This window comes from Saliphagus sp. GCM10025334, from assembly GCF_042663485.1.
GTDB lineage: Archaea > Halobacteriota > Halobacteria > Halobacteriales > Natrialbaceae > Natronosalvus.
The window spans coordinates 21,078-34,647 of sequence record NZ_JBHTAF010000009.1 but is presented as its reverse complement, the minus strand read 5'-3'; the positions used below and the strand labels follow the sequence as shown (position 1 = coordinate 34,647).

Here is a 13,570-nt window from a genome sequence, read left to right as displayed (position 1 = left end):
CGCTATCGCTCGCCGACTTCATTAGACTCGCCCCAGTCGCGGTAGTCCAACCGAAGCTCTCGCTCTGTCGCGCCGTCGTTGACTCGGCTGGCGGCGTCGATCGCCACGTCGACGGCCTCGTCGAACGAAAACCCGCGTCCGAGCGTACTGCCACTCATCCACGTATTTTCTGGGTCGTACTCAACGCGCCACGCGCCTTTGTAGGGCATGATCGTGATATGTTCCGAGCCGGCTTTCCAGATTGACAGCCAGTAGTCGGTGGGCCGTGTCCACCCAGTCGGCCACGGTCGCGTCTTTCCGTTCCGTCGTTGGAGTCGCCAGCCCTCGGGGAGTCGGTCGGGGTCAAACGGCGGACTCGACCGAAACAGCGCGGTGCGAGCGCCCGTGAGAACCTTTGAGAGGTCACGCGTGTCGATTTCGACGCTGACCGGGCCGATTCTGTGGGTACTCATGCCTTCACCTCGAGTAAATCCAGCGCCTCGAGCACTCTTTTCGTCCTCTTCGACGGTTCGTAGCCGGTCATGAACGCCCGGGTTCGCCCCTCTGAGTAGGGAATCCACGTCCCGTGCCAGGGCTTTTCGATACCGAGGTCGATCCACGCGCCCGTCTCCGGATCGGAGAGGAACCAGTGCGTGCCGGCGCCGTCTTCGCGGACGTCGGCCCACGAGAGACAGTGGATCTCGAGGCCGCTGTCCTGGCCGCCCTGGCTGTGGTAGTAGCTCTCGGCCAGACAGTAACAGGCGCCCTCGACGGTGCCCTCGCGTCCCTCGTAGCCGTTCGCGTGGACGACGTCGGGGTTCGAGCGGGCGTACTCCCGTATCCGGCGGGCCGTCGCGTCGGGTTCGACCTGGATTTCGTGGACCTTCTCGAGAGTGTCGAACATCACGATCGCCTCCAGGGGTCGCGCTCGAGGAAGACAACCGTCTCCCCGGTCGAATCCTCCCTAACGGACAGTACTCCGTGACGCCGGCCCCAGCGAACCCAGCTCTCGAACTCCTCGGACGGGTACTCGCGAACGCGGTCCTCGAGAACCGAGAGCCACTCCTGTTTGTCGTCGCGTAGCGCCCCGAGACACCGCTTTCGGATGCGCTCGGTGATCTTCGTGTTCGCTTCCTCGGCGTCGACGATACCGAACCGGAGGGCGTACTCCGCTCGCCAGCGCGGACGCGTCGTGACGTCCTCGTCGCGACTCACGTCGCCGTAGACGTCACACACAGCGTCGACCAGCTCGTCGGGCGTATCCGCGAGCAGACGAACGTCGCTGTTGAGGACGGCGAGATACCGCGTCGTTCCGTCGGCGTCCTCGAGGACGTAGGCCTCGAGAAGCACGTCTTTCTCGACGTCCTCCAGGGCCTCGAACATCGAGATCCGGTACTTCGCACTCATGAGCGCCTCGTAGGCCAGCCGCGCCCCGAGACCGACCGCGATACCGACACCGATCGCCACCGGCAGCGGGAACGCCAGTGAGTATGCGATCGCCGTCGCGACGACGACCGCCATGATCGGGACGCCCCGCCGGAGAGCGGCCAGGCGAACGCGTCGGCGCGACCACGCTTCGCGAAGCCCGAGACCGAGCGTGTCCATCGAGTCCCGTCCGAGGTAGGCCACGACGGCGATCGGGGCGAGCACGCACGCGAGAACGAGCGCCTGGATTCCGGTATCCGCCGAGAGCAACGCCCGACCGACGTCGACGTACGCGCCACTCGAGACACCGGAGAGGAAGTACGCCAGCGGCAACGGCGCCGCCAGCACCCACGTCCCGATGAGGACACGGCGGACGGCCAGCGAACCGGCCAGCGCCCAGTCGACGCGACTCCCGCGCCAGTTTCGGCCAGTGGCCTCGAGCCGATCGACGAGTCCGTCGGCAGCCTCGTGGTGATCGTAGTCGGCCCCCTCGAGGGCGGGGTGATCGGACAGCCGCCGACCGTCACCGAGCGTGACGTCCTCACGAGCGGCCTCCAGTACGCCCGTGATGGCTTCGGCGACCGTCATCGCCAGATAGTACAACCCGATAGCGAACGCCACCACGAAGCCGAGGACGGCCCCGTACTGACTGACCGGCGGACCACCGGGGACCGCGTTCTCGAGCCCCGATCCGATGACCGTCGGCACGACGCCGGCGATCCACACGATTGACACCCGTTTGACGGACGTCACCCCCAGGGTTCGACCCTCGAGACCACCCTTCGAACCGGCCTCTCGCGTCCGATAGTGGTCGAAGACGACGATCGCCACGGCGCCACCGGCCAGCAGGGCAACGGTGAGCCACCAGCGAGTGAACAGCCACTCCCCGACGATGAGCACCGCCGACAGGCCGAACGCGAACAGCGTCCCGGCGTAGGGGAACGACGATACAACGTCGACGGCGAGCGTTCCCACCGTGACCGTCGCGTCGGCGAGCATCGAGAGCGCCTCGAGGCCGCCGGGCCGATCGGTCTCCGAGCTCAAGAACTCGAGCAGTGCCGCCGTTGAGACAGCCGGCGCTCCGAGGACGGCGACCAGGACGGCGAGCCCGATCGACCGCCGGGCCGGCCGGGGAAGCCGGTCGATCACGGGGCCGATCGTCGATGACAGCGTCGCCCGTACCTCGCCGAGGCCGCCCGTGACCGTCGCCGCACGTCGGTCGATACCTTCCCGATCCGTCACCGTCTCGAGAATCGCATCCCGGTGACGAGTAACGTCGATACCGACAGGAAGCCGGTAGGTCGACGGATCACGGTGGTACAGTTGCGTCCACAGCGTGTCCTTGTGCTCGGCGTTCGAGGGTTTGAGGCCGGCGAACCGGCTTCGATACCAGATGAACAACAAGAGCAACGCCATCCCGACGAGGACGCCGACGCCGGTCCACTTCTGACCGGCGGTGAACTCGGGAACGCCGCTCTGGAGGAGTTCAGGCCGCACCGGTGCTCACCTCCTCGGAGTACGCCGCCGCTCGAGCCGACCGATCGTAGCTGTCGACGGCCGTCTCGAAGGCGTCGCTCTGGTAGTCCCCGAGCGGGAAGCCGTACCGGTCCTCGAGCAACTGAGCGGCCTGGAGCAGGTTATTGAAGATGTATCGGAGTTCGTCGGGCGTCCCGTCGTCTTCGGTGAACGGGTGTTCGCGGACGCTCGCGACGAACGAATGCAGGTACTCGCCGTACTGCTCTTCGTCCTCGAAGTGCGTCATGTCGGCATCGAGGCGTTCGATCAACGTCTCCAGGTCGAGCGTCTCGATCGGCGTCTCGAGTCGCGTCGGATTCACATCGGCGTTCTCGAAGTCGAACGCGACCAGCTCGTCGTGACACCAGTCGACCGTCTCGAGGATAGCCTCGAGATCACACGGTGCGTCGCCAGCGGCCTCGGTGAGCGGGGCGATCGCCTCCTGTTCGTCGAGTGCGTCGGCGTCGACGCTGTCCTCGCGCACGAGGTCGACACTCTCGAGAACTGGCTCGAGCACGTCTTCGTCGTCCGCGTCGATCTCGAGCGACCGATCGAACGTAGCGACGGCGACGTAGCCAGCCTGTCCCATCGCCTGGAGTCGGTCACGAACCACGTTTCGGGGTCGGATCGCCGCGTTCAGACGAATCCACCCGCCGAGGACGGTCTCCCCGAGGTGGTCACGGAACGCCCGCGCGATGTGGTCATCCTCGAAGATGTCGAACCAGTCCATGTTCGCCAGTTTGTTCAGGCGATCGCGTTCGTCAACCTCGAGTTGTCGCTCGGCGATCTCGCCCTCGTGGGCTTCGTTCTGCTCGAAGTCGTGGTTCTGGCCCCGGAGTTTGTGGACGACCCACGCGAAGAACCCGAGGTACTGGAGCGCTGCGAGCATCGCTCCGAGGGAGACGAGTAGCAGGGTATGGAAGCCGAGATACCCCGACGAGAACATGTTCAGCGGGTTCCCGATGGTCGCCGCGACAGACCCCATTCGATCGATCACGTCGCCAGCCTCGCCGGAGGTGTCGAAGAACGGCAGCCAGCGCCCTTTCAGGTCGTTAACTACGGAATCGGCCTTTTCGCCGAGGTCGACCATGTCCTGACGCTCGTCGAACTCCGACTGGGTGAGGTAGACGCCGTTGGTGTCCGAGAGGCGGACGGTTGCCTCGTAGCGAACCGTCTCGGTACCCGTGGCGTTCTCCTCTTCGACGGGTTCCTCGACGAGCCAGTACAGTTCGAACGTTCCCGTCTCGCCGTTTGCGTCGAGCGTCCACACCTCGAGGTCGTCGTCGAAGGTGAACGAGCCGGCGTCGGTATCCTTCCCGTAGCCGGTGACGTTCTCGCGGTCGACGTTCGTCGGCACGATCGTCACGGCCTCGCCACGCGCCTCGTAGATCGTGGTCCCGTTATCGGTCTGTCGAGCGACGTCGCTATCGATGTAGCTGGGTTGCTCGATGTGGAGGTCGGCCTCCGGGTGGTCGGTCATCTCCTGAGCGCCAGCGATGCCCGCCAAGGGCGCCGCCAGCGACACGAGGAGAAGCAGTGCTATCGCTAGTGCAGTAGGTGTACGCATGAATATCTCGTCTCCTCAGTCGTCTTCGATCTGAATGTCGGTCCCGAGGTCGTCGGCCGTCGGCTCTCTCGAGAGAAGCGTTCCCTCGCTATCCTCACCCGAGCGGTTGCGTCGCCGGTCACGGACGCCCATCACGCGGTCGACGCGGTCGATGAACGGCTCGAGGACTTCGTCCTGGGCCTTCCGAGCCATCTCGTAGGCCTCGTCGCGTTGCTCGATGAGCGTCTGAATCCGGTCGTTCAGATTGTCGACCTCGTCTTTGTGCTCCTCGAGTTGCTTCTTGAGCGTCGGTACCTTGTCCTCCCGAGTCATATCGGGGATGGTCGCCTCGAGAACGGACTTCCCGCCGCCTTCGAAGGCGTCGATGCCATTCGTGGGTTGGGCGACGATCGTGCCGAACTCGGTGTGGCTGACCGTCGCGAGCTCGCGATGGATCGAGATCGGCGCCGGGTCGTCGGCGTCGTAGCCTCGATACTGGGCGAGACGCGCCCATTCCGGATCTAAATCCCCGACTTTGAGCTTCGAACCCGGGTTTCCGAGCCGCGTGAAGCCCTTGTAGACCTCGACGCGTTCGTTCTTGCCGTCCGTGTCGGTGATGTACTCACAGAAGTAGCGCTTGTTCTCGTGGTCGCCCTGGGCAACGAACTCGTCGACGCTGGTGAACACCGATAGCTGGTGCCGGCGACCGGCGTAGTACGAGACAGCCGCGAGCACGAACGCCCCCAGCGCGAGTTGCGCCCACCGATTCGAGAGCAGATTTCCCATCGTGGTGGCGATCCATCGGAACGCCAGGACGAACACGCCCACCGCGAGCAGGGCCGTGAGGAACACCCAGAGTTTGTTGTTGACGATGTACTCGCGCCATTTCCCGCTCGATTCGTCTGCCACCGTCCCGGGGTCGGTTATCTCGTCGATCGAGTTGTACGTCCCCGAGAGATACCGGCGCCGGTGGCGCTGATTGATGTTACTCGCGTCGGGTGTCATACTCACAGATCAACTCCAGGTAGTCCGCTAGTTGGTCGTCGTCCAGTTCGTCGCCGCGCGTCCATACGATCTCTCGAGCGAGCGTCGCGACCAGCGCCTCGTTGACGTTGACGTCGGCAGTCGCGAAACTCGTCTTGAACTCGTCCCAGATCGGATCGGGACAGGACAGTGGATAGTTTGTGGTTCCGGTCAGTTCCATGTTGAATTGCTTAGAACTTCGTAGTAGTACTTCGATGCTGTTCCCGCCAAAACGAAACGGAGGGGGTGGCGGGCGATCGCCCCGAGAGTTCGCCGGGAAATTTTCCGTCCGGGAGCTGGCCTCGAGGCTCAGGGTGGTGTGTGGGTGAAGAATTATCATACGGTCTAATTTGATCGGGGGCGCGCATGATACGCGCGTATATTACTGGTACAAGTAGCCCGGTGCTTTCTTGGTGTGAACGTTTGGAAAAGCCGTTACGTCTGTGGATTTGCTGGTGTGAATTGGTGTGGATTGGTCAGTCACGAATGGATCGGCTCGGCAGCGCTCTGGATGTCGACAGTGGCCTCCTCTAGGAACTCTTCCCCCTTCTTCGTGAAGCGGAGATTCCGGTAGGCGACGTCGCCATCGATCTTCGTATTCGCGACCTCGTCCTCGATAACAGACGATACAGCCGCCCCGAACTGTGACTGGACGCCCCGATGCTCGAAGTCCCAGCGGTCACGATCGTGACCGTGGGCGACGGCGAACTCGTGGAAGGCCGTGTAGACGTCGCTCTTTTTGATGCGTGCATCCCACTCGTGGGTGAGACACTGCTGGATGAACGCCTTCGCAGGCGTCGCCTCGGGGTCGTAGACGCCGTCGGACTCGGTGCCGTCGCCGTTGAACGGATCGATTACCAGCGACGGGTGGATCTCGTCGTCCCAGATCACGCCGTCGACGTCGGCCGGCTTCCGTAACTCCTCGTTCTCGAGGTACTGGACCCGCCCGTGCCATCCAGTCTTGTCGACGGCCGCATCCCGGTGGTGATGGCTCGGTGGTGCGTACCTGACGGGCGAGACGAACTCGATACGGTGGTTCTCGACGGCCGGCTCGACCATCCCGATCACGCCTGCCTCACCACGCCGGGCGCTCATCGTTCCCCAGAACGCTTTCTTCCGGTTGTTCTGGGTCCACGACATGATATCGTCGATCGTGTCGTAGTTCGCGCCGTAGACGACGTAGCGATTGAACATCTCCCGGATCGATTTCAACAGGTCGCTCGGTTGCTGGGTGTCAGCGAAGACGTGGACGCCGTAGTGGCGGTTCTCACGGAACATTCGCATCAACACCTGGCCGATTGCCTCCTGGATGGCCGCGACGCGTGAGTCGAAGCTCTGGCGTTGCTTGTGGGGCGCGACGCTCCAGAGTTCGCGCATGATAACGCCGCAGTCGGGGACGAACGGGTCCTGCTTGCGTTGCTCGAGGATGGAATCACAGAGGTATGCGAACGCCATCACCTTCGAGATTTCAGTCCGGCAAAACGCTTGCGAGAAGACCGTGATCGTCTGAGTATCGTAGAAGATGTCCTTCCACTGGATGGCGTACGGATCTTCTCGAGTGCGGATGAACCCCTCGTTCTGGAGGCCTCGAAGCACGCCGATCGCCTTCGCCTTGTGCTTATCGGAGAGTTCGGGCCGGAGTCGAATCTCCTCGGCGATGTCGCCGAGTGACCAGTCGGTTTTGTCGGCGTCGACCTCGTCGTAGACCTCCCGGATGGTTTGTTCCTCGCTCTCGGAAACTCGAGACATGATGAGCGAGACGAGCAACGGCTTTCGAATCTCACACGCCGGCACGGTGAACGGTCGGCAAACGAACTCCTCGTTTTCGGTATCAAAGGGAAGCTCTTGGTCGTTGAGTCCTTTCGTGAGCGGGAGCAGGATCTCCATCTGCCGTTCGTCGAACTCGGTGCCCGTGAAGTCGGGAGCGAGCCCGAGTTCTTCGCGCACCTTCCGGAGTGGCTCCTGTTGTTGGGGGACGTCGTAGAACCAGTTCTCGCCGTCACGCATCCCGACGAGGTCGATGAGTTTGATGTCTTTCCCGTCGACGAAGTTCCGGAGGTAGTAGTCCTCGGTCTCCCGGCCCATGCCGGTCGACTTCCCCGTGCCGGTGCCGCCGCAGTACAACGTCTTCAACGGCCCGGCCTGGTCGGAAAAGAGGTGGATCGGGTCGCCGATATCCATGTCCCAGTCCTGGAGGTGGACGCCGAGTTTCGTCGTGTGGCCCACACAGTCGACGGCGTTGGTGTAGCTCGTGGTGACGACCTCGAGGTGCTCGGCGATCGCCACCGCCGTCTTGAACGTCCGTTCGACGAGGCGTTTCGCCGTCTCGAGCTCGTCACTGACGCCGGCGGACTCGAGGGCAAGCCGCGACCGGTTGCTTCGAGCACCTTCGGCCAGGACTTCTCGGATACGCGTCTCGTCGGTCGTGAACCGACGGTAGGCCGGGTAGTCCCAGTACTCGTGGTCGGCGAGGTCCTCCGCTAGGCCGACGACCAGGCCGTCAATCTGGTCCTCGAGTCCGGGGAGGATGGTCTCGCTCAACTTCCGGGCGACGTACTGGTAGTGCGTCGTCTCACCCCGGTCGAGCGCTCGAGAACACCGCCGGATGGCCGTGTTGACCGCTTCCTTCCGGGTGCGGAAGGCCTCACCCCGGCGCTTGCGTTGCTCGTGCTCGATCGTGTCCCGCGTGGACTGGTTGAGTACCATTAGGCCATCACCGTCGTCGGATCGTGTCCGCCGGTCTCCTCGTCGCTCTCCTCACCGTCGTCAGCGTCGACGTCGTCGGTCTCTTCCTCCGCTTCCTCGGCGGCCAGCGCTTCGGGGTCCTCGAGCGTCTCGACAGGGACGTCCTTCGCGAGGGCTATCTTCATCAAAGAGAGCTCGCTCTCGAGGGACGAACACAGCGAGTGCCACCCCTCACGAGCCTCGTGTAAGGCGACCGGGTGAGCGGTATGCTCGTGTGTATACTGGCGGGTGGCTCGCTCGGGGTCGTTGGCCGTCCGGATCGCTATCGGCAGCCGTCCGTTCCCGATCGGGCACGAGGCCACCGTGCAGTGGCACGTCGGCGTCGGTCGCGTCTCGTCGTACTCGTGATTGTTCGGGCCGTTCCCGTGGTGCAGTTGGTACTTCTCGTGTTCGCGTTTGAGATAGGCGACGAGGAAGTTCGTGTAGCCGTTCGTGTCGTACACCCGCCGGAGATCCGGCCCGATAGCCTGGAGTCGCTTGCGGACCGAGAGTAGCGTCTCGGTACTGGCGGCTGACTCCTCGAGGCGCTTGCGGATGAAGTCGTGTTCGTCAGCGATTATCGAATCCATGATCGAACCTCCTGCTGTGGGTTTTCGACGAAAATGTACATCGCGGCGATGAAGAACACGGCCATCCCGACGAGCATGAGCGGGAGTACTCCACTCCCGATGAGGACCCAGGCGAACGAGAGCCAGAACAGTGCGAAGAACACTGCTCGAAGCGCCCAGAACCGGCGGAACCAGCGCCGGGCCGTGTTCGGGAACCGCGTCGTCAGCACGTACGCGATGGCAAACACCACCACGACGAGCATCAGTATCGATAGCATTAGCGGCGCCCTCCAGTGCCCGAGAGGTAGTTCATCAGTCGCTGGTGACCGCCAACGCCGACCAGGTACAAGACGTACAGGGCAACGGCGACGATCGCCACGCCCACCATGAACGCCCAGAGGTTGGTCGTCAGCAAGAACAGCGCCACCGCGAGTGCCAATCCGATCGTTACCACGATTCCTTTCGTCGTCTTCGGTGTGTCTACCATGCTCGTACCTCCAGTGTTGTCTGTCCCGGACGCATTTCCCCGAGTTTCTCTGTCGCCTTCTCGAGGGCTGCCTCGAGGTCGTTCATGACCGTCGATCGGAAGCCATCCAGCCACGAGCGATCGTCCGTGTACCGGAGTGCTGGCGGCTCTGCGGTTCGACTCATGACGTAGGTCGTGTTCTCGACGCCCTGGCGTTCGTACTGACAGACCACGGCGTCGACGCCGGCCGACGAACTACAGTCGGGAACCGTCTGCCAGCGCTCACGCCCTGGCGTGTCGTCGCCGTCGTATTCGATCACGATTTCGCCGTCGTGATCGATGGCGACCGTCGATTCGTTGCCCGCGAACGCGTCCTGGGCGTACTGCCACTCCGTCGAGGCGGCGATCGTCGGGAGTTCGTAGCCGGTAACGTTCTCGACGAATCCGCTACTCGTATCCCGGAGCGAGAAGACCGTCGACGCTTCTTTGCTCACGCGGAAGACGGCGTCAGTGCCGTTCTCATCGACGTCCTCGAAGTGAAGGGTGACGGCCGTGTACTCACCCTCTCGAGTCGGCTCGAAGTCCGCCTCGATGTCGTTCGTGATCGACTGCTCGGCTTGCGAGGGGTACGGATACCACATCTCGTTCGGGATGTAGACGCGGACACTCCGGTCGATGGTCTCGTTGTACTGTGCCCGGAGGTAGACCGCGTTGAAGTCCGTCTCGAGGCGTGAGTCGATGCCGACGTCAGCCGATTCTTCGGCGACCGAGAGCGTCATGTCGAGCTGGCCCACGTGGCCCTCGGCGTAGCCCTCCGATTCGAAGGTGTCGACGGCGTCGTCGCTCGCGAGCGGGTGGTCGGTGTCGATCGTGGTGACGTTGCCGTCCGACGTCGACGCCGCTGCCGGAAGGCCGATGCCTGCGAACAGCGAGAGCGTAAGGAGTGTTGCCAGTATGAGTGAAAGTGTACGTTTCATGGCTTGAACACCCAGAAATCGCCGTTCCAAATGTCGACTAAGGTCGCCGTCAGGTCGTCCATGAACGCCCACAGGAACAGGCCGGCGGCGAAGAATGCCACCAGGCCCGAGGGGTTCACGACGAGGGCGAGAATCCCACTCGAGAGAACGACCAGGACGAGAATGACCCGGTACAGCGTCATGAAGAGGCCGTCACTCGAGAGGTCGCGCCCTCTCCGGGCGAGATGCCGGGGAACCGGCGTCGGTATCCGACCGCGCGTGTACCAGTAGTAGGCGACGACGGCCAGTAGTACGAGAGCTAGTATCCAGAGCATGGTTATCGAACCGTCCAGAGCGGCCACGACGACTCGTCTACTGGCCAGCGGTCGTTAACGGCCGGCCAGAGACGGAACAGTGCTAACGCCCCAAAAAAGAGGGCGTACGGGATAGCGACGTAGGTCAGGATCCCCAGGCTGCTGATTACCATCGCGGCTGTGAACACGGCCACGCCCGTAATATGGCGCGGAAGCGACGATGTGAACCCAAGCGACCGGGGCAGACTATCCCGAATAAAGATTAGTGTCGAAACGACCCACGGCGGAAAGAGGTCGGCGATCGAAACCGTACTCACCACCAGCCAGATGTTCGCAAGCCAGCCTTTCATCTGGCAGAACGGCCAGAGGATAACGTTTTTCGGGCTCATGGAGACCACCCCAGGAGCAGTTCGAGGACATTACGCGCGTCCTTGCCCACCCCGATGTTGACGGCGTACTTCCCGGCGAGTTCGTTCAGGTATTCGTTTGACGGGAGAGTGAATCCGCCCTCGAGGTTGTCTCGGCGGTACTGTGAAAGGTCATCCGAGGCGTTTTCGGCGGCCTCGTTCTCGAGTGTCACCTCGAAATCCGGGTCCTCTGGGGACTCGAGCGGCCACTCGAGGTCGATGAACTGCTCGGTGACGTCGTCGTAGGTCGCCCGGATGGTCGTCTCGATCTCGCCGGAGGCGGTCGGCCAGCGCCAGCGCGAATAGGCGAAGGTGACGCCGATCTCAGCGCTGCCGTAGGCGTTCACGTCGGCCTCCTCGAGCAACCAGTTGCCGTAGTCGACCCAGAGGTCGGAATTGGCGTTAAACTCGTTGCGAGCCTCGTCGACCACGACCTCGAGCGGGTCGGGCGAGCCGAAGCCGAATCCCGAGATGAGACCGGAGAAGAACGCGCTCCGGTCGGCCTCGTAGGCCACGCCGTCGGCGAGGATGCCCTGGGTTGAGTCGGTTGTCTGTGCGCTCACGGGCATCGAGACCCCGGTGGTCGCGACCGCGAGGCCCGAGGCCTGGATGAACCGTCGTCTGGTGGTGTTGGGTTTCATGATTCTGGTACTGAAAGATGGTGCGGAAGGTTGCGCGAAGGGCTGAAGAGAAGGCCCCAGGTGATTGGATTCGCTGTGCGTTGTCGGATTCGGTGTCTGAAAGCCCGACGCTGTGAAAAGCAGCGTCGAAGGCCAACACCATTGCCCCGATATTTGTTACGCGCCTCGAGACGAGGGCGCGATGGGTTTAGACGAGTTTCACGTCCGGGGCGGCGATCGCCCAGTTGCCCTGAACGATGTTCGTTCCCGCGTCACCGACGGCCTGCGAACCAACACGGGCCTGTTCGCCACGAAGCGCCCCGAAGAACTTCGCGTACGTACTCCAGACGCCTGGTCCGGGGAGTGGAGACGCGATGAACGCCAGTGCGCTCGAGACGCCCTGGAGAACGGCCGCGAGGACGACCCCGGCGCCGAACATGAACGCGTACACCGCGCCGAGGATGATATTCAACGGGATGAACACCACGAGCGCGAGCAACACGCGCGGGGTGGCGTTCTTTGGCCCGCCGAACTCGATCATGTTGTTAGTCATCGTTGTCGATTCGGGAGGGGATCTGCCGGAGCGTCCCGAACACGTCCGAGTAATCTGACCGGAGTACCAGGTAGATGCCGAGCGGTCCACCGACGCCAACCACGACGGCTAGCGCGCCTATTCCGGCCTGGGGGACGTACTTCGCGAGAGGCGACACCCCGAACCAGCCGGCTGTGAATAGGACGCCGCCACAGAACCCGCAGGTCGTCATTATCAGCATGTAAATATTGAAATCGATGAGTGCTGAGTCTGCGTAGTCGGTCTTTGGTGCCTCTACCAGGTCGTCAGGTGATTCGACGCGAGTCTGAGCGACGTCGTTGGTTGTATCCGTGCTCATAATGCCCGCTCGAGGAGTCGAACCCCGATGCCGCCACTGCGGGTTAGGGAAGTGCTCGCCACTGTCCGTCGCCACTTCCAGTCATCGCGAACACCGTCTGGCCCGCGCTCCACATCCAGAACGCCTCGATGTACGAGCCGATCGACGAGCCAGAACTCAGCCCCTCGCTTCCGAGGAGGAGTTGCCAGAGCAGGTCGATGACCATCCAGAGGTAGCCGACGATCATGACGAGGATCGTTAGAACGTAGCCGACGGTGAACTGCCAGATAAGCGCCCAGACCCGCTCGAGCGCCTTCTTTCGCATGCTCATTGGCTTGCCCTCCCGGTCCGGCACTCGACCGGCACCGACTCGATATCGGCGGCTAGCCGCTCGGCTTCGGTGAAGGCGGCCTCGCGCTCGAGGGCCATCTCCGTGATCCGCTCACACTTGCCGTCAGCCGTCTGATGGTAGACGTGCCAGCCGGCCAGCAGCGACCGCGAGCGGGCGACGACGCGCTCTTCGTAATCCTCGCCAGTTGCGCGCGTCCAGACCTTCCGGAAGACGCCGTCCTCGTCGGTGAGGAATCGGCCGTCGACGCTCACGGGGTCGATCGTCGGGAAGCCGATCTGTTCGGAGACGGTCGCGACGAGCTCGGCGAGTGCGTCCGATTTGGTGCGGTCTCCCGTCCGGGTGACGGTGGCAGTACTGTGGTCGGTGGCTGTTCGAGTAGCCATATGCCCGCTCGAGGAGTCGAACCCCGATACGCCTACGCGGGTGAGACGTCGATCCGCTCGAGAACGCGAGTGGCGAGTCCGAACGTTACGATTCCGGCCACGACGCTCACCGCACCGATCGCGATGAACACCTGCGTCTCTGGAGTCGACGCGAGGATGCCGGGCTCGAGGCCGAACGGATCACGCGGGATTTGAGGCGCGAGGAGGCCGAGACCGTACCCGACGAGGGCGCTTGCACAGGCGATCAGTCCGACAACGCTGGTTTTCAACTGGGCCATAAGGCGCTCTCGAGGAGTCGAACCTCTATCCCGGCCTGGGTACCGGTGAACGGGTCGGCGAAAAGAATACGGAGATCGCTAGTGTATCTCGAGCTGGCTCACCGAGAGCCTGTCCGGATCGACCGGGCTTCGTGGAGCATTTCT

19 protein-coding genes are annotated in these 13,570 nt (G+C 63.1%); all 19 read right to left on the bottom strand.

Annotated elements, in window-relative coordinates:
• Nucleotides 1-2 precede the first annotated feature (2 nt).
• Nucleotides 3-452, bottom strand: a complete 450-nt coding sequence (locus ACFQO4_RS20805) for a hypothetical protein (RefSeq protein ID WP_500262650.1) — start codon at nt 450-452, stop codon at nt 3-5.
• Entirely contained in the window at nt 449-883 is a 435-nt protein-coding gene (locus ACFQO4_RS20800; protein WP_500262649.1) for a hypothetical protein, read from the bottom strand. Before ACFQO4_RS20800 ends, ACFQO4_RS20805 begins: the two co-directional genes overlap by 4 nt.
• Complete coding sequence (locus ACFQO4_RS20795) at nt 883-2,901, bottom strand: hypothetical protein (RefSeq protein ID WP_500262648.1); 2,019 nt, start codon at nt 2,899-2,901, stop codon at nt 883-885. The genes ACFQO4_RS20800 and ACFQO4_RS20795 overlap by 1 nt, the downstream gene beginning before the upstream one ends.
• The gene (locus ACFQO4_RS20790; protein ID WP_500262647.1) at nt 2,891-4,486 is read right to left on the bottom strand and encodes a hypothetical protein; all 1,596 of its coding nucleotides are present in this window, start codon (nt 4,484-4,486) and stop codon (nt 2,891-2,893) included. Before ACFQO4_RS20790 ends, ACFQO4_RS20795 begins: the two co-directional genes overlap by 11 nt.
• Before the next feature lie 15 nt (nt 4,487-4,501).
• Nucleotides 4,502-5,470: a hypothetical protein gene (locus tag ACFQO4_RS20785; RefSeq protein ID WP_500262646.1), complete on the bottom strand. Its 969-nt coding sequence runs from the start codon at nt 5,468-5,470 to the stop codon at nt 4,502-4,504.
• On the bottom strand, nt 5,451-5,669 hold the full coding sequence (locus ACFQO4_RS20780; RefSeq protein WP_500262645.1) for a hypothetical protein: 219 nt from the start codon (nt 5,667-5,669) through the stop codon (nt 5,451-5,453). The genes ACFQO4_RS20785 and ACFQO4_RS20780 overlap by 20 nt, the downstream gene beginning before the upstream one ends.
• Before the next feature lie 299 nt (nt 5,670-5,968).
• Nucleotides 5,969-8,194 (bottom strand): ATP-binding protein, encoded by a 2,226-nt coding sequence (locus tag ACFQO4_RS20775; RefSeq protein ID WP_500262644.1) that lies wholly within the window; start codon nt 8,192-8,194, stop codon nt 5,969-5,971.
• Nucleotides 8,194-8,802, bottom strand: a complete 609-nt coding sequence (locus ACFQO4_RS20770; RefSeq protein ID WP_500262643.1) for a hypothetical protein — start codon at nt 8,800-8,802, stop codon at nt 8,194-8,196. Before ACFQO4_RS20770 ends, ACFQO4_RS20775 begins: the two co-directional genes overlap by 1 nt.
• The gene (locus ACFQO4_RS20765; protein WP_500262642.1) at nt 8,790-9,059 is read right to left on the bottom strand and encodes a hypothetical protein; all 270 of its coding nucleotides are present in this window, start codon (nt 9,057-9,059) and stop codon (nt 8,790-8,792) included. The genes ACFQO4_RS20770 and ACFQO4_RS20765 overlap by 13 nt, the downstream gene beginning before the upstream one ends.
• Nucleotides 9,059-9,268 carry a hypothetical protein gene (locus tag ACFQO4_RS20760; RefSeq protein WP_500262641.1) on the bottom strand — a complete coding sequence of 70 codons (210 nt, stop codon included), beginning with the start codon at nt 9,266-9,268 and terminating at the stop codon, nt 9,059-9,061. The genes ACFQO4_RS20765 and ACFQO4_RS20760 overlap by 1 nt, the downstream gene beginning before the upstream one ends.
• The gene (locus ACFQO4_RS20755) at nt 9,262-10,224 is read right to left on the bottom strand and encodes a hypothetical protein (RefSeq protein ID WP_500262640.1); all 963 of its coding nucleotides are present in this window, start codon (nt 10,222-10,224) and stop codon (nt 9,262-9,264) included. The genes ACFQO4_RS20760 and ACFQO4_RS20755 overlap by 7 nt, the downstream gene beginning before the upstream one ends.
• Nucleotides 10,221-10,538, bottom strand: coding sequence for a hypothetical protein (locus tag ACFQO4_RS20750; protein WP_500262639.1), 318 nt, complete (start codon nt 10,536-10,538; stop codon nt 10,221-10,223). The genes ACFQO4_RS20755 and ACFQO4_RS20750 overlap by 4 nt, the downstream gene beginning before the upstream one ends.
• 2 nt (nt 10,539-10,540) lie before the next feature.
• Nucleotides 10,541-10,906: a hypothetical protein gene (locus ACFQO4_RS20745; protein WP_500262638.1), complete on the bottom strand. Its 366-nt coding sequence runs from the start codon at nt 10,904-10,906 to the stop codon at nt 10,541-10,543.
• Nucleotides 10,903-11,565 (bottom strand): twin-arginine translocation signal domain-containing protein, encoded by a 663-nt coding sequence (locus ACFQO4_RS20740; RefSeq protein ID WP_500262637.1) that lies wholly within the window; start codon nt 11,563-11,565, stop codon nt 10,903-10,905. The genes ACFQO4_RS20745 and ACFQO4_RS20740 overlap by 4 nt, the downstream gene beginning before the upstream one ends.
• 187 nt (nt 11,566-11,752) lie before the next feature.
• Nucleotides 11,753-12,097, bottom strand: coding sequence for a hypothetical protein (locus ACFQO4_RS20735; protein WP_500262636.1), 345 nt, complete (start codon nt 12,095-12,097; stop codon nt 11,753-11,755).
• Nucleotides 12,090-12,434, bottom strand: coding sequence for a hypothetical protein (locus tag ACFQO4_RS20730; RefSeq protein WP_500262635.1), 345 nt, complete (start codon nt 12,432-12,434; stop codon nt 12,090-12,092). Before ACFQO4_RS20730 ends, ACFQO4_RS20735 begins: the two co-directional genes overlap by 8 nt.
• Nucleotides 12,435-12,477: 43 nt before the next feature.
• Nucleotides 12,478-12,744, bottom strand: a complete 267-nt coding sequence (locus tag ACFQO4_RS20725; RefSeq protein ID WP_500262634.1) for a hypothetical protein — start codon at nt 12,742-12,744, stop codon at nt 12,478-12,480.
• Nucleotides 12,741-13,148, bottom strand: coding sequence for a hypothetical protein (locus tag ACFQO4_RS20720; RefSeq protein ID WP_500262633.1), 408 nt, complete (start codon nt 13,146-13,148; stop codon nt 12,741-12,743). Before ACFQO4_RS20720 ends, ACFQO4_RS20725 begins: the two co-directional genes overlap by 4 nt.
• Nucleotides 13,149-13,180: 32 nt before the next feature.
• The gene (locus ACFQO4_RS20715; RefSeq protein WP_500262632.1) at nt 13,181-13,426 is read right to left on the bottom strand and encodes a hypothetical protein; all 246 of its coding nucleotides are present in this window, start codon (nt 13,424-13,426) and stop codon (nt 13,181-13,183) included.
• Between the last annotated feature and the right edge of the window lie 144 nt (nt 13,427-13,570).

Excerpts from the sequence above, each read along its gene's own strand:
- ACFQO4_RS20720 (WP_500262633.1), bottom strand. The coding sequence starts at position 13,148 with ATGGCTACTCGAACAGCCACCGACCACAGTACTGCCACCGTCACCCGG.
- ACFQO4_RS20730 (WP_500262635.1), bottom strand. The coding sequence starts at position 12,434 with ATGAGCACGGATACAACCAACGACGTCGCTCAGACTCGCGTCGAATCA.
- ACFQO4_RS20770 (WP_500262643.1), bottom strand. The coding sequence starts at position 8,802 with ATGGATTCGATAATCGCTGACGAACACGACTTCATCCGCAAGCGCCTC.
- ACFQO4_RS20715 (WP_500262632.1), bottom strand. The coding sequence starts at position 13,426 with ATGGCCCAGTTGAAAACCAGCGTTGTCGGACTGATCGCCTGTGCAAGC.
- ACFQO4_RS20785 (WP_500262646.1), bottom strand. The coding sequence starts at position 5,470 with ATGACACCCGACGCGAGTAACATCAATCAGCGCCACCGGCGCCGGTAT.
- ACFQO4_RS20745 (WP_500262638.1), bottom strand. The coding sequence starts at position 10,906 with ATGAGCCCGAAAAACGTTATCCTCTGGCCGTTCTGCCAGATGAAAGGC.
- ACFQO4_RS20760 (WP_500262641.1), bottom strand. The coding sequence starts at position 9,268 with ATGGTAGACACACCGAAGACGACGAAAGGAATCGTGGTAACGATCGGA.
- ACFQO4_RS20750 (WP_500262639.1), bottom strand. The coding sequence starts at position 10,538 with ATGCTCTGGATACTAGCTCTCGTACTACTGGCCGTCGTCGCCTACTAC.
- ACFQO4_RS20800 (WP_500262649.1), bottom strand. The coding sequence starts at position 883 with ATGTTCGACACTCTCGAGAAGGTCCACGAAATCCAGGTCGAACCCGAC.
- ACFQO4_RS20755 (WP_500262640.1), bottom strand. The coding sequence starts at position 10,224 with ATGAAACGTACACTTTCACTCATACTGGCAACACTCCTTACGCTCTCG.
- ACFQO4_RS20740 (WP_500262637.1), bottom strand. The coding sequence starts at position 11,565 with ATGAAACCCAACACCACCAGACGACGGTTCATCCAGGCCTCGGGCCTC.
- ACFQO4_RS20775 (WP_500262644.1), bottom strand. The coding sequence starts at position 8,194 with ATGGTACTCAACCAGTCCACGCGGGACACGATCGAGCACGAGCAACGC.
- ACFQO4_RS20765 (WP_500262642.1), bottom strand. The coding sequence starts at position 9,059 with ATGCTATCGATACTGATGCTCGTCGTGGTGGTGTTTGCCATCGCGTAC.
- ACFQO4_RS20790 (WP_500262647.1), bottom strand. The coding sequence starts at position 4,486 with ATGCGTACACCTACTGCACTAGCGATAGCACTGCTTCTCCTCGTGTCG.
- ACFQO4_RS20735 (WP_500262636.1), bottom strand. The coding sequence starts at position 12,097 with ATGACTAACAACATGATCGAGTTCGGCGGGCCAAAGAACGCCACCCCG.
- ACFQO4_RS20805 (WP_500262650.1), bottom strand. The coding sequence starts at position 452 with ATGAGTACCCACAGAATCGGCCCGGTCAGCGTCGAAATCGACACGCGT.
- ACFQO4_RS20780 (WP_500262645.1), bottom strand. The coding sequence starts at position 5,669 with ATGGAACTGACCGGAACCACAAACTATCCACTGTCCTGTCCCGATCCG.
- ACFQO4_RS20725 (WP_500262634.1), bottom strand. The coding sequence starts at position 12,744 with ATGAGCATGCGAAAGAAGGCGCTCGAGCGGGTCTGGGCGCTTATCTGG.